Below are 15,027 nucleotides of genomic sequence, written 5' to 3'. Positions count from 1 at the left end.
TAAATGTTTATATGTATGGTTTTTTATATTGTTGATTTTGAATGCAATAGAATGAGTTCTTGCCCTTTTCGTGCCCCCGGCTTGCCCTCGTGGTGCCCTTTTGGTGCCCTCCGCTTGCCCTTTTGGTGCCCCCCTGTTGCCCTCGCAGTGCCCTCTTTGTGCCCTCCCGTTCGTATTTGCGTGCTATTGCCGTGCCCTTTTGTTGCCTTTTTGTTGCCCTAAGGGGGCATGGAAAGGGCAAGGCAATACGACCACAATACGACCACAACCCCACGGAAACCCAACGGAAGTGACCTGGTTACCAGTTACCAGTCTCCGGTTACCAGTTACCCAGGTACCGGAACCAGGGAACGGGTACCCGGTATCCGGTACCCGGTATCCGGGATACTGCAGGATGGATCATGACAAGCTATTCGATAAGTTTATGTTTTATTAACCAACCAACACGCTGCTGTATGATTCACCAATCATCTCTTATATATTATTGCCATTAGCTTCTTTTTTCGCACTACACTTTTTATATATCATTTAAACCATTAAAACGATAGCTATGCCACACATGCTGCGCACAACCATGCGTCGACACCGATCGCATGCATTTCCCATTGCTTTATTTTTTCTGTTGCTACCGGTTATTACCAGTGCCCAAACCAATTACTGGGTAGGTGGTGTTAGCACCGACTATTTTACAAAATATAACTGGAGCGATACCACGATCAATTATGCCCTGCTTACCTCAACCACACTGATGATCGGCACCGGTAATCCCAATGATTGCGTTCATAAGGGAGGTAATTCAGGCAATGTAAATTACCGTAGCAGCCGGTTAAACACATTAACCGGCAGCAACTTTACGGTGAATGGCGCCTTGTATACCAATAACAGCGATTCGTTAAACGGTACTGTTACCATAAATGCACCGGCCGATTTTAACGTTCGCAATATTGTATATATAGGCCGAAGCGCCGCCGCCAATGTAACTATTACCGGTGGCGCCTTATCATCAAAAAACGGCCTATACATAGCCACCGGAACCGGTGGCAACGCAACAGTGACCGTATCGGGCGGCTCATTAAATGCCGGCGCCGGCGGCAGTAATATGGACCTTAACCTGGCGAATGGCACCGGTTTAACGGGCCAATTGAATATTACCGGTGGTACCGTTCGCATTGCCCGTAATCTGAACATAGGCACGGGTGGCCGCATATTCATCAGCGGTATTGGCCTGCTGCAGATAGCAGGCGATAAAACAGCCCAGCTGAATGCACTGGTGGCCGATGGCCGGCTTAGCTGTACTGCCGGAAAAATGGTAAGCATTACTTACAACGGCACCAATACCGTAGCCGCCATTCCGCAAAACCCCAACAGCATGATGCGCGAATATTCAGATAATGTTGTACTGAACAACGGCGTTATTGAGGCTACCATTGAAAAACGAACCAGCAATATCATTTCATTAAAAGTAAACGGCGTTGAAACCATTGCTACTTCGGGTAATAAAAAATATGTGTATTACGACTTCACCACTTCCTATGGTTTTGAAACCATGTATGGTATGACACTGACCGTAGTGCAGGATACTACAGATATTGTAGAGGTGGCCTTTAAAAGACCCTATACACCTTCGTTAGGCCATGTTACCCCCTGCGATGCCGATATTCATTATGTATTGAAGAAGGGCGATAAAGGATTATACACTTATTCGGTACTGGAACATCCCGCTTCGTACCCTGCTTTTGACCTGGGGTCATGGCGACAGGTTTTATGGATTGCGCCAAAGGATGCCAACAATTATCTGTGCGAAAAAATTTATGTTGATTCAATAAAGCACTGGCAAATGCCATCGTTGTACGATTTTGCCAATGCATCTGCTACCGGAATTGCCGAAATTGTAAAACTGAACACCGGTGTGCGGGCCGGTAAATACGATGGCAAATATGAATACAGCACGCCGTTGTGGGAAGCGCCCGCCTATGGCCATGCGAGCGATGTAAATAATATCGGCACCTGGATGGTATTTGGCAGCCATGAATATTTCAGCGAAGGGCCTACCTATCACGATCTGAATGCAGCTGCCGGCATCATTCACGTTTGTATGAATGGCGTGCACTATAACACAGGAGGTATTAACGTACCGCAGGGCGAGTACTGGCGCAAAATATACGGTCCTTATCTCATGTACTTTTCTGATAAAACTACGGGCGACAGCAACTGGATTGATGCCAAAGCAAGGGCCGCTGCCGAAAAAGCACAATGGCCTTACAGCTGGCTGCATCATCCCGAATACCCGCAGGCTTCTGAAAGGGGCACCATAACGGGGACATTTATTATCAATGATCCTTTTAAACCGGCTGTAAAAGGACAAAATGCCTGGGTGGGCGTTACGCAAATAACCAACGACGAAGGGCAATGGCAGTTCGAATGCAAAACCTATCATTACTGGGTGAAAACCGATTCGGCCGGTAATTTCAGTATACCCAACATAAGACCGGGCACGTACACCTTTTTTGCTTACAGCGATGGCGAAACAGGCGATTACCAGTTGCAAAATGTGGTGGTAACCGCAGGAGCTACCACCGATCTGGGTAATCAAACATGGAATATTCCCCGCGATAAAGGCAAACTGTTTTGGGAAATAGGCGTGCCTGATCGAAAATCAGATGAATTTAAACTGGGCGATTTTGATTATTGCGAAGGATTTGTGCAGGATAAGTTCAGAGATACTTTCCCTAACCCCATTGAATACAATGTATCGGATAAGAACTGGGCGCAGAAACTTTGTTATGCGCATACCCCTTATCCTGATACAGACAGTACCCGGGCTGCGTGGAAATGGCGCATACATTTTACCTTGCCCAACACCATTCCCGCAACCGGCAATGCCACATTGACCATTGCCTATGCCAGCGCCGATCATGCCAACCAGTTTATTTATGTAAATGGGGAAAATAAATTGTTCACCAATTTCTATCCCGATATTGCCGGTGGTAATGGTTTTATCAGACAAACCAATTACACCAAGTATTCGGTAAAATCGGTGAGCATTCCCTTTAGTAAGTTAAAGGCCGGAGAAAATATCATAACGCTGGTGATGGCTTCAACCCAATCGTTCGTGAATCATTTTATGTATGATTATATAAGTTTCGAAGCCGATATTCCCAACCCGAAACCTGTGCTGCAGATCACCCAACACAACGTAAGTTGCAATGGCGGTAACGATGGCGGCATAACAGCCGGCTTTGATAATGGCACACCCCCTTACCAGATAATGCTGGATAGTACCGGAACATTTGCTACCCAATCATCGCCGTACAGCTTTAATAACCTTGTAGCCGGTAGTTATACCGTTTATGTGAAAGATTCACTGAACGAGGCCGATACGGCAATTGTAACGATCAGTGAGCCTGATGCGCTGATGTTATCGCTTACAAAAACCGATGTAACACATCATTATGGCAGCGATGGCACTATTACGGCAACTTTCAGCGGCGGCACGCCTCCCTATGCGTTAAAGCTGAATGCTGATACTGTTTATTCTGTTCAAACATCGCCTTATACATTTGTGCAGTTAACTGCCGGTAATTATATTGTATATGTAACAGACAGCAATAGTTGCCATATTTCAGATACCATAACAATATGTCAGCCGGGTAATAGCTGGCCGGGCGATAACTGGTTGTTGAGGCCGCATGTGGCGCCCAACCCATCGCATCATCAGTTTGTATTGATTATGTTGGGTGATTTTGAATACAGTTTGTTCACCTTATCGGGCAAGGCATTGCTGCAGGGCAGGGGAGCTAACATGTTGCGGTTTGGTGAAAACCTGTTACCGGGCATGTATTTGTTGCAGGTAAAAGCAAGGGGTAAAACTTATGTTGAGAAGGTGATTAAGTTATAATTCGTTACCGGTTACCAGTTACCGGATTTCCCGGGAACCCGGCAACTGGTATCAGGCAACCGGTACCAGGTAACCGGTATCAGGTAACCGGTAACAAAAAAATAAGGGCCATCCTTTTTGGACGGCCCTTATTTTTTATTGTGTAGATTTTTTATCTCACTAACTCGACTGTTTCTTTTTTAGTAATCTTTTCGCCATTCATCACTCCGGTAATTATGTAGGTATAAGTTCCGGCTTCAGCAGGAGCGCCTTTGATGGTGCCATCCCAGGTTTGGTTGACATCGTTTGTTTCAAAGATCTCTTTTCCTTTTGCATTTACAATCGAACACGCTTTAAAGATGAATGAGTTATCGAAAGGTATTTTGAAAACATCATTTTTGCCATCGCCGTTCGGTGTAAACGAAGCAGGCAGTGCTACCTTTTTAGCAACAGTTACTGTTACTGTACCGGTGCCTGCGCATCCGTTGGCGCTGCTGGCAACTACAGTGTATGTTGTAGTTTTGGCAGGTTTTGCAACGGGGTTCTGCGCAAATCCATCATTTAAACTATTTGAAGGGAACCATTGGTAGCTGCCGGCTTCTTTTGAAGTGGCTTTTAACTTTGTGGTTGCACCCTGGAATATTTTGATATTAGCGCTGGTTGCAACTGCAGGTGAGGGGCTCACATTTACTACCACATTGTTCGATGAAACCGGTGCTCCACATCCTGAGGTGCTTGTTAATACACAGCTTACTTTATCGCCGTTGTTCAAAGTTTCGGGTGCAAAGGTGGCACTATTGCCTCCCACATTAACACCGTTTACCTGCCACTGAAACGATGCATCGCTTCCTGCATTGGCTGCCTTTGCATTGAATATAGCTGCAGCGCCTGAACAAATATTGGTTGAAGCGGCAGTTATAGCTAATGAAGGGCTCATTGCAGTAGTTACTGTTAACGCTGCCTGTGCCGAGAAAGTGCTGCGGCAGGTATTGGTGGCAATACAACGGTATTTATAATTACTCATTGTTTGTGCAACCGAAGCAATGGTAAGGTTGCTCGATGCAGCACCGCTGTATCCATTTCCATCTGCAAGGTCGGTCCATTCAGTACCTGTATTTATCTGCCATTGATAGCTATCGGCATTATTGGCCGAAACCGAAAATACCGTTTTGCTGTTTTTGCAGGTGGTTTTATCAGCAGGTTGCGAATTGAACGAAGGAGCGGGTGCAGTACATGACGAAACAATTTCACGGATGGTGTTATTGTAGCTGTCTGTAATGAACACGTTGCCTGCGTTATCAGTAGCAATACCGATGGGGTACCATATCTGGGCCAGAATAGCCGGGCCGCCATCGCCTGCATAATCAGGAGCACCTGTACCGGCAATGGTAGATATAACACCTCTTGTATTTATTTTTCTGATAACGTGGTTTTGATAATCTGAAGCGTACACGTTGCCTTCATTATCAACTGCCACACCCTGTGGCGAACCGATCTGGAACTGCGCTTTGGTGGCAGGGCCGCCATCGCCGCTGTAACCTGATGTGCCGTTACCTGCAAAGGTGGTAATTACACCGGCTGAGTTAATTTTACGAATTACCGAGCACGAAGGATCTGCAACATACACATTACCAAAATTATCTGCAGCTATGCCTGAGGGTTGGGTTAGCTTGGCCAGTGTGGCTTGTCCGCCATCACCGCTGTAACCCGATCTTCCCGGTATTCCGGCAACGGTGCTGATAATTCCGGCTTTGTTTACTTTACGAACTACTTTGTTCGAGGCATCTGATATATATAAGTTACCATTGCCATCGATCGCTACGGCAACCGGGCGATACAGCTTTGCATTGGCAGCAGGTCCGCCGTCGCCGCTAAAGCCTTCTGTTCCGTTACCGGCAAAAATAGTCATGATGCCTTCCTTGGTTACTTTTTTAATCACCGAAGCGTTGTAATCGGCAATATATATATCGCCTTCCTGGTCGATGGTCATACCGGTTGGCTGGTTCAGCTGGGCCGATATGGCTGGTCCGCCGTTACCTGCATTGCCGGAAGTGCCATTACCTGCAACTGTGGTGATAGTTCCTGTGGAATTTACTTTGCGGATAACATAGTTTCGCATGTCTGCTATGTACAGGTTGCCTGAATTGTCAACAGCTACCGCTCGTGGATTATTAAACTTAGCTGAAGTAGCCTGGCCATAATCTCCCATATACCCGGGAGAGCCAATCGTTCCTGCTACAGTTGTAATTTTTTGGGAATACCCAATTGAGCAGCATCCTGCCGAAAGAATCGTACTTACTATAATCTGGTTGAGTTTCATGGGATTAACAGGATTAAATTGATAACAGTTAAGTTATATTCTCTGCGAAAAATATAAAAAGTTTACTTATTCAACAATATAATAGTATAAAATGATATCAACAGTGAATACAGAACCAGCGCTCTCGTATTTTTCCGATAGTAATCAACACAAATCACAAATACTGCGCGCGTCTGAAGATGGTTAGCAGAAGCCGGCATGCATAATCGAATGGTACTTAACTTCTGAGCCGGTATGTTATCTGCTGTTCACCTTACGGTAGGGTGTTACAACTATTATTGATACAATTTATTCGTTCCTGGCTTAAACACAGGTTCTTCACTCTTTCCCCGGTTGTGGTAAGCATTGAGAAACGGCAATATTTTTAGATTATTGTCCGAAATCAATTGTATTCGGCGAATGGGCCCGAAATGACGGGGAATAGCTCGCGCAAAGCCGCAATTAAATTTCGCGCAAAGTCGCAAATCGTATTGCGTTTCGTGTTTCTTTATAGGCTTACAATAAATTGTCAGGCAGAAATTTAAGGCCACGATGTGTCTTTCTTAGCGCCCTGGCGCCTTTGCGGGAACCCTTTGCTGCGCGAACTTAAAATAAATTTTTCTGCACAGTTCCATCATCAACTCCCAGCGGCGGCAAATTGGGCCATTCAAAGGGCGCCGTTTTTTCTTTATTGTCGGGCCTTGGTTTGGTTGAGCGTATCGTAAATACCGGGTAATAATCCAATTGTTCCGATGGCATTTCAAAATCGAGCACCGATTGAATGTCTTCATCAGTCAAATCGGGTTGCAGCCATTTCATTTCAAGGTCGTGCGGCAAAAACAGCGGCATGCGTTGCGCATTGGGCCCGCCATTGTGGATCTGGCGCATAACCGAATTGCCGGCGCGGGTGATGAGCGTAAAAGTACCTTTAACTTCCCCTGTTTCAGGATCGGGAATGGGCGAATAATAATATAAACCGGGAATACAAAACAACGGGCGGTCCTGTAATCGTACTAAATAAGGTACTTTGTTCTTCCATCCTTTTATTTCGCGGTGTTCATAAATACCCGTTACAGGAATGAGGCATCTTTTTGACCGTATCCTTCTCCAGAAGGATTTTTTATCCATGATGATTTTCTCGCTTTGCGCATTGCACATGTATTGACGACTCTGTTTTATTTTCTCCGGCGTGTTCATGTAATCGGCAATAACACCCCATTCAAAGGTTTTTAATTTATATACGCCATCTTCGAAAATAATTATAGGATATCTTCTGTAAGCCTGGGCCTGCACATGAATAGTAGTGTCGAAATCGATCGATAGCTGGGGATCGATCACCAGATCGGGCAAATAATCTGAGATCAGCTGAATATTAGAAGAAAATGATATATCGTAACACATAGTAAATAATGAATAATGAATTTCGAATGATGAATTTTGAATGCCGGGCATTGATATTCATCATTCAACATTCGATATTTTAAGCGTTTTCTATTTCGGAAAGAGGCAGTTTAATCTCATGAATCCCATACTTCAAGGTAATAAAAAGTTCACCAAACTGTACAAAAAGATCGGCCTTTACCATATCGTTACGCCCCGGCGTCCAATTCATTTTTTCGCTAATGTATGTGCGGATCTTTGCCGCAATGGCTGGCGTGGGTTTCCACGGCTGCTGTATTAAAGGACTATAAATTTTATACCCGGCAGGCTGGGTGGCGGCCACCTGCAGTTTATCGTAATGTTCCTGTTCAATAATATTGTATAAAAAGCGGTTGGGGTCGGTAGTTAGGGTGTCGTAATGGGTTTTGGCCCGGCTGTAGTCGTTGTAGTGGGTTATCAGAAAAGCTGCTTTGTTCAGCGGGTCCAGTTCGTTTTTGCCGCGCTTATAGGTTTGTCTTACAAAGAAGGTATTGCCTGCTTTGATAAGCGACTCAAGTAAGCGGGTGGTTAATAAAACAAACGGGTTGTGCATCGATTTCTTTTTTATATTTCCCGCAAAGGCAGGCGCTTTAAATATCGAATGTTGAATATTAAATGTAGAATGTTGAAATAGAAACAACTTCAACATTTGTTATTGAACATTCGGTATTCGACATTTCCTGCGCCCGGCACCCCCTAAATTCTCACCGTCAAAATATCTTCAATCCGCGTGGTATAGCAGGGCGATAATTTCAGCTGGCGCAGCTTCCAGCGGGTGCCGAAACCCTGCAGGGCAAACCGTACCGCATTTTTTCCGAATGATTTGTTTACCATATCTACCACTTTCATCAGCTTTGAATCGCGTTCCCTGTTTTCTTTATCAAAGATATTATATTGTACTTCTTCTGCCGGCACCAGGTCCATTGCCGTGCAGCCCGTTTTGCTGTAATTGTAGCCCGGCCGGTAAATGGTTTCAAATCCCTGTTGCGCATGGCGAATCAGTTCATGAGTGCTGTTGGTGGCCACCGGCAACTGAATGGTAAGCGAGCGAAAATATTGTTTGTCGGCGCTACGGTGTGCATTGGTTTGCAAAAATATCTGTATAGCTGTGGCGGCCTGTTGTTCACTGCGCAGTTTGGCGGCTACCATGGCGGTAAAGTTGGCCAGCGCTTCCATCACCTCTTTTTTTTCGTTTAGCACTTTTCCAAATCCACGCGCCACGCAAACCATTTTCTTTTTGGCAGGCATATCTTCAAATGCAATGCATGAAATGCCTTTCAGTTCCTGGTACATACGTTGCCCAACAATCGACATATTCTTCCGTATCCATTCTTCGGGAGCGCGGGTTACATCCCAGGCTGTTATAAAACCATTCCGGGTAAGTAATTTCGCATACTGGCTGCCGATGCCCCAGATATCTTTTACTTCGGTGTTTTGCAGGGCAAACTGCATTTTTTCCATGCTATCGATACAGTACACGCCCAATTGCTTATTTCTTTTTTTTATTAACCGGTTGGCTATTTTGGCAAGCGTTTTTGAGGGAGCGATGCCGATAGATACGGGTATGCCTATGTTTTGCATAACCGTATTTTTAATGGCAATGCCGTATTCGGTTAAATCATTATACCTGAAAGAGGTGAGATTTAGAAATGCTTCGTCGATCGAATACACTTCCATCTGATCGGCGAAACACGATAAGGTGTTCATTACCCGGTCGCTTAAATCGCCGTACAGGGTGTAATTCGATGAGAACACCGATACTTCATGTTGTTGCAGCGTTGGTTCAATTAGAAAAGAAGGCGCGCCCATTTCGATGCCCAGCATCTTTGCTTCATCTGACCGGGCAATTACACATCCGTCGTTATTGCTTAACACCACTACCGGCCTGTTTTGCAAATGAGGCTGAAACAGGCGTTCGCACGATGCATAAAAATTATTACAATCAACCAATGCGATCATTTTTGTCGTATTTATACTTTACAACTGTGGCCGTAACCACGCCCCACACCTGCATGTTCATTTCTTCGGTAACAGCCAATGGTTTATAGGCCGCATTTTCAGGATGTAATACCAGTGATTTACGGGTTTGCACAATGCGGCGAACGGTAAATTCGCCGTTTACTACTGCCAGTACGATCATTCCGCTAACCGGTTTAACCGACCTGTCTACAACCAGTAAAGCGCCGTGGGGTATGCATGCATTGATCATGCTATCGCCCGAAACACGGAAATAAAAGGTGGCGCTGGGATGCTGAACAAGGTATTCAGACAATTCAATAACATCCTCCTGGTAATCTTTTGCCGGAGACGGAAACCCCATAAATTATTTGTTTGATTGTATACCAAAATTACTAACATAATTAGTAACTTTGTACTAAATAAATTAGCTTATTATTTTGTTTTTGCCCTTATCCGGTTCTGTTTTTTTTGCATTTTAAAGCGTGGAAATTCGATAAAACAAAGATTCTGAGCGGGTTTGGGTAACAAATGGAAGGGGGATAATGACTATAAGATTTGTAACTAAAAAAGTTATAACTGCGACACAAAAAAGGCGATGTTATAACAAAAAAAGTACAATCTGTCCTTTGTGATTTTTCAATTCGAATTTGTTTTTTTCTTTGGAAGATGGAAAAAGATCCACGATATAAAGCTGTAAAAATACTGATTGAAGGTAAACACATAACCGAATTCAAGGAAATCTTTACCCATATACCGAAGACTATCATGGCTCACGACCTGGGCACTAACAATAACCGGATGACGAGATTAATTTCTCACGTTGATCAGTTTACGTTAGCCGAGTTGTATAAGATAAGCAGTTTACTGGATGTTGATTACAAAACGATTTTTATGCTTGCACACACACAGTATTTTGGAGTCGACAAAAGAGTTAGAAGAAAGCCGTGAAAAGCATGAACGAAGCGTATGCATGTACTGGTTATCAAAACCTGCCTTCCTTATCCTTAAAGTTAAAACTCCTCCCAGGTAAAAATGATTAGTAGCCCGGAGGGGTATGAGGGCCATCGAAAGGTGGCCCTTAATATTTCAAGTAACAAAGTTCCCGCCTCAGGGTTCAGGCACAGGGCGCAAGTTGCAGGTTGCAAGGCACAGGTTACAGGTACTTTAGAAAATGTTACCGGTTACCGGGTACCTGGGAACCGGTAACATTGTAACCTGAAACCTGTGACTTGTAACATTTAACTATGTATTGCTACTGCCAGTTGCTAACAGTTAATTGCCCCAGCTTATCCTGCCCACTTCTTAAGAATCGTAACCACATCACCGGGTTTTATGGGTTTGCTTAAATAATCGTTCATGCCGGCAGCCAGGCATTCTTCCTTGTCTTCATGCATTGCGTTTGCCGTCATGGCAATAATAACCGGTTGCCGGTTTGTATGTTGCCGGCGAATAAGGCGCGTAGCTTCGAGGCCATCCATCTCAGGCATTTGGACATCCATCAGAATTACATCATACACTTTTTCCGAAAGCCTGTTTAATACCTCCTCACCGTTTTCTGCCGTATCGTAGGAGTAGCCTAATTTACCCAATATGGCAGTGGCCAGCGCCTGGTTAAAAGGATTGTCTTCGGCAAGCAAAATTTCCAATGGGTACTGACCGGCAAATTCAATAGAAAGTGAATTGTCGGTGTTTGTTTCTTTTCCGACCATGTTATTCACCGGCGCCCTGAAGTTGCTGAGAATGTATTTGCAAAGCGTTTGCTGTTTAACAGGCTTTGTTAAAACCGAATTGAACAGATCGTTGTGTTGTTTGCAAAGATCATCGCCCACCGAGCTGAGCAGCATAATAGAAAGATTGGGTTGCCGGCTTCTTATGTTTTTAGCCAGCTCAACGCCATTCATTTCAGGCATGTGCATATCTGTTAGCACCAGGTCGAACTGTTGGTCTGCGGCCAGCATTTCCAGCGCCTGTTTGCCCGAAGCGGCAATTACCGGTTGCAGATTCCATTGTTCCAGTTGCAGTTTTAATATCTTCCTGTTGGTATCGTTGTCGTCGATGATCAGCACCCGTTTGCCCTGAATATCCTTTAGGTTGGCAATTGTGTCGCATAATGATGCCTGATTCACTGCGGTTTTGGCGTTGATGGTAAAGGCAAAAACCGATCCCTGGCCAGGTTTGCTTTCTACTTCAATATAACCGCCCATCAGTTCAATCAGCTTTTCGCAGATCACCAATCCCAAACCGGTACCGCCGTATTTGCGGGTGGTTGATGAATCGACCTGCGAAAATGCTTTGAACAGGCGTTCCAGTTTATCGGCCGGTATGCCAATGCCGGTATCGCGCACTTCAAAACCGAGTTGTACCGTATTGTTTTTATAATTCATCAGGTATACCCGTACAAACACCTCGCCGGTATGAGTGAATTTAATGGCATTGCCAACGAGGTTGATCAGTATCTGCCGAAGGCGTGTATTGTCGCCTGTTATATTTTGCGGAACGTTGTATTCGATCTGGTAAACAAGGTCAATACCGGTCAGGGCTGCTTTGGGAGCAAATAGGTCGAGCACTTCTTCAATACAGGTTCGAAGATTAAGTTCCTTTTCTTCGAGTTCCATCTTTCCTGATTCTATTTTCGAAAAATCAAGAATATCATTGATCACGGTGAGCAGGTTTTCGCCACAGGTTTGTATGGTTTCGGTATAGGACCGCTGTTCGCTGTTCAGTTGTGATTGTGCCAGCAGCGAGGCCATGCCGATAACGCCGTTCATCGGCGTGCGTATTTCGTGGCTCATGGTAGCCAGAAATATACTTTTTGCTTTATTGGCCTGTTCTGCTTCGGTACGCGCTTTTTCGGCATCTGCGCGTGCTTTTCGTTCTTCTTCTATCGACTGCGCCAGTTGCAGGGTGCGTTGTTTTACCACTTTTTCAAGGGCGATGTTTTGCTTTTCGATGCGGTGAACATGACGCCGGTATAAAAGAAATATACTACCGGATAAAATGATGCCTGTTAATGTCTTAAACCACCATGTCATCCAATACGGTGGCAGTATGGTTAATTCCAGGGTTGCGGTGCGTGTACTCCATTCTCCTTCATTATTCATGTCTTTTACTTCAAAAACATATTTGCCGGGGTCGAGGTTGGTGTAAGTGGCAGCGTGGCGGGCGCCTATGAAATTCCAGTTTTTGTCGAACCCTTTTAACCGGTATGCATATTGCTTTTCTTTACTGGTATAATTCAGGGAAGCAAAATCGAACCTGATCACCGAACTGTTCCAGGGTAAGGTAATAGTGGTTGTTTCGCTGATGGGCTTTACAAGCGGCGATTGCATGGTGCTGTCGGCAACAGGCACCTCTTTGTTAAACAACTGAAAGCCGGTTATTACCAGCGGCGGTTCAAATGGATCTTTTAATATACTATTGGGAAAAAATTCATTGAACCCGTTTACACCGCCAAAATACAGGCAGCCCGAACGGCTTTTTAATGTCGAAAGGCCTTTAAACTCGTTCGACTGCAGGCCATCAGCAACCGAAAAATTTTTACAGCTTTTGGTAATGGGATTAAAGCGACACAACCCATTGTTGGTGCTGAGCCATATATTTTGTTTATCATCACTGGTAATTCCGCATACGATATTGCCCGGTAATCCATCGCCTGTTGTATAAGCCGTAAACCGGTTGGTTTTTGTATTCAGGCAAGTTAAACCAGCATAGGTGCCTATCCATATATTACCCTGTTTATCTTCATACAAATAGTTTATATGATCATCGCTTAGGCTGTTGGTGCCTTCGGTATGCTGGTAACGGGTTATGGTACCTGTTTTTTTATCGAGCCGGTTGATGCCGCCCTCAAAAGTGCCTATCCATATATAGCCTTTACTGTCCTGCAGCAGGCTTTGAATACGATCGTTGCTGAGGCTATTGCTGTTGGTGCTGCTGTGGCGGTAATGGGTGAAGCGGCCTGTTTTTTTAGTATAACGATCTAATCCTGTACCATAGGTGCCCAGCCACATTTCCTGGTCTGCATCCTGTATAATACTACACACATTGTTGCCAGCCAAACTGTTTGGGTTGGCTGCATCGTGTTTGAAATGGGTAAATGTATTTTTTCGTTCGTTGAATAGGGAAACTCCTCCTTCGCAGGTGCCCAGCCAGATATTACGTTCGCTGTCTTCGGCCAAAGAAATCACTACATTGCTGCAAATGCTGTTAGGGTTGCCCGGCTGGTGTTTATAATGGGTGAACTCCCTGGTATGCGGGTTAAACCGGTTTACACCGCCGCCATCGGTACCTATCCATATGTTGCCGTTGGCGCTTTCGCAAAACCCAAGTACTTTATTATGACTAAGGCTATTGGGCGAACTGGTATGCCGGTAGTGAACAAAGGGGTGATAGCTTTTGGTGTATAAATTAGCACCTCCGCTGTAAGTGCCCACCCACATATTGCCCTGCCTGTCTTTATACACCGAATAAATTGAATTATTGGTAAGGCTCTGGTTGTCTATATCGTCCTGTAAATAATTGTCGAACTGTTTTGTTTGCAAATGAAGAATGCTCAATCCTCCGTTCTCTGTACCTATCCATAAATTGCCGGCATCGTCTTCGGCCAGTGAAAAAACAACATTGATTGGCAAGCTATTACTGTTGGCCGGGTTGTTTTTATAATGATGAAATGCCGCGGTCTTGGCATCAAGCATATCAAGGCCGCCGCCTCTGGTGCCGATCCACAACTGGTTACGACTGTCTTCAAAAATTGCACAAACCGAATTGTTCGATAAGGTGTTGTCAGCACCTGACTGATGAGTAAACCGCGTAAATGTTCCTGTTGTTTTGTTCAGCAGGTTTAACCCGTTGTTCAAGGTGCCTGCCCAAAGGCGTTTGCGGCTGTCTTCAAAAACAGTTACTACAAAATTATCACTTAAGCTTGCGGGGTTATTTTTATTGAAGGTGTAGTGCTTTACCTGGCTTTTGTTGGGGTTCAGCATATCTAAACCGCCGGTTTGCATGCCCATCCATAAATTGCCATTGGCATCCTGCAACAGGCAGTTGATAAAATTGTCGGCAATGGTGTTGGCGTTGGCTGCATTATGTTTATAATGAGTGAAGCTTTCTTTATTTCTGTTGAACAGGTTCAGGCCGCCTCCCCAGGTAGCGATCCAAAGGTTGCCGGCAGCATCTTCAACAATGCTTTTAATATAATTATGACTTATGCTGTTTGGGTTCGAAGGGTTGTTCTTGTATACTGTAAAGTGATAGCCGTCGTATTTGTTCAGTCCATCCTGCGTACCGAACCACATAAACCCGCGACTATCCTGTAAAATGCAGGTAACATTGCTTTGCGAAAGACCCGTGTTTGTTTCGAGGTGTTCAAACTGTATCGGTTGTTTTTGCGAAAAGGCAAAAAAACAACTGCTTTGCAATAAGATAAATAGCAAGCTACCGGTGATTTTCATAGATGGATCTCTAACTGGTTAAA

7 protein-coding genes are annotated in these 15,027 nt (G+C 44.7%); 1 reads left to right on the top strand and 6 read right to left on the bottom strand.

What is annotated here, in order from left to right; all coding sequences use genetic code 11:
• Window positions 1-550: 550 nt before the first annotated feature.
• Window positions 551-3,898 carry a polysaccharide lyase family protein gene (locus AC59IL_RS20605; RefSeq protein WP_496554081.1) on the top strand — a complete coding sequence of 1,116 codons (3,348 nt, stop codon included), beginning with the start codon at window positions 551-553 and terminating at the stop codon, window positions 3,896-3,898.
• Window positions 3,899-4,049: 151 nt separating this feature from the next.
• Here the strand turns inward: AC59IL_RS20605 and AC59IL_RS20600 are convergent, their stop codons facing one another.
• From AC59IL_RS20600 to AC59IL_RS20575, 6 genes are all read right to left on the bottom strand, one after another.
• Window positions 4,050-6,197, bottom strand: coding sequence for an NHL domain-containing protein (locus AC59IL_RS20600; protein WP_496554080.1), 2,148 nt, complete (start codon window positions 6,195-6,197; stop codon window positions 4,050-4,052).
• A 585-nt stretch (window positions 6,198-6,782) separates the two neighbouring features.
• Window positions 6,783-7,577 (bottom strand): SOS response-associated peptidase, encoded by a 795-nt coding sequence (locus AC59IL_RS20595; protein ID WP_496554079.1) that lies wholly within the window; start codon window positions 7,575-7,577, stop codon window positions 6,783-6,785.
• A 79-nt stretch (window positions 7,578-7,656) separates the two neighbouring features.
• Window positions 7,657-8,148, bottom strand: a complete 492-nt coding sequence (locus AC59IL_RS20590) for a hypothetical protein (RefSeq protein WP_496554078.1) — start codon at window positions 8,146-8,148, stop codon at window positions 7,657-7,659.
• Window positions 8,149-8,291: 143 nt separating this feature from the next.
• On the bottom strand, window positions 8,292-9,554 hold the full coding sequence (locus AC59IL_RS20585) for a Y-family DNA polymerase (protein WP_496554077.1): 1,263 nt from the start codon (window positions 9,552-9,554) through the stop codon (window positions 8,292-8,294).
• Window positions 9,538-9,915 (bottom strand): LexA family protein, encoded by a 378-nt coding sequence (locus AC59IL_RS20580; protein ID WP_496554076.1) that lies wholly within the window; start codon window positions 9,913-9,915, stop codon window positions 9,538-9,540. The genes AC59IL_RS20585 and AC59IL_RS20580 overlap by 17 nt, the downstream gene beginning before the upstream one ends.
• A 925-nt stretch (window positions 9,916-10,840) precedes the next feature.
• Window positions 10,841-14,986, bottom strand: coding sequence for a hybrid sensor histidine kinase/response regulator (locus AC59IL_RS20575; RefSeq protein ID WP_496554075.1), 4,146 nt, complete (start codon window positions 14,984-14,986; stop codon window positions 10,841-10,843).
• Window positions 14,987-15,027 lie beyond the last annotated feature (41 nt).

The organism is Niastella sp. sgz303648 (assembly GCF_059587045.1).
The sequence above is the reverse complement of the archived record's forward strand: the minus strand, read 5'-3'. Positions and strand labels throughout refer to the sequence as shown.

Bases quoted from the DNA above. Each gene is read 5' to 3' on its own strand.
- AC59IL_RS20600 (WP_496554080.1), bottom strand. From the start codon at position 6,197: ATGAAACTCAACCAGATTATAGTAAGTACGATTCTTTCGGCAGGATGC.
- AC59IL_RS20585 (WP_496554077.1), bottom strand. From the start codon at position 9,554: ATGATCGCATTGGTTGATTGTAATAATTTTTATGCATCGTGCGAACGC.
- AC59IL_RS20605 (WP_496554081.1), top strand. From the start codon at position 551: ATGCCACACATGCTGCGCACAACCATGCGTCGACACCGATCGCATGCA.
- AC59IL_RS20590 (WP_496554078.1), bottom strand. From the start codon at position 8,148: ATGCACAACCCGTTTGTTTTATTAACCACCCGCTTACTTGAGTCGCTT.
- AC59IL_RS20595 (WP_496554079.1), bottom strand. From the start codon at position 7,577: ATGTGTTACGATATATCATTTTCTTCTAATATTCAGCTGATCTCAGAT.
- AC59IL_RS20580 (WP_496554076.1), bottom strand. From the start codon at position 9,915: ATGGGGTTTCCGTCTCCGGCAAAAGATTACCAGGAGGATGTTATTGAA.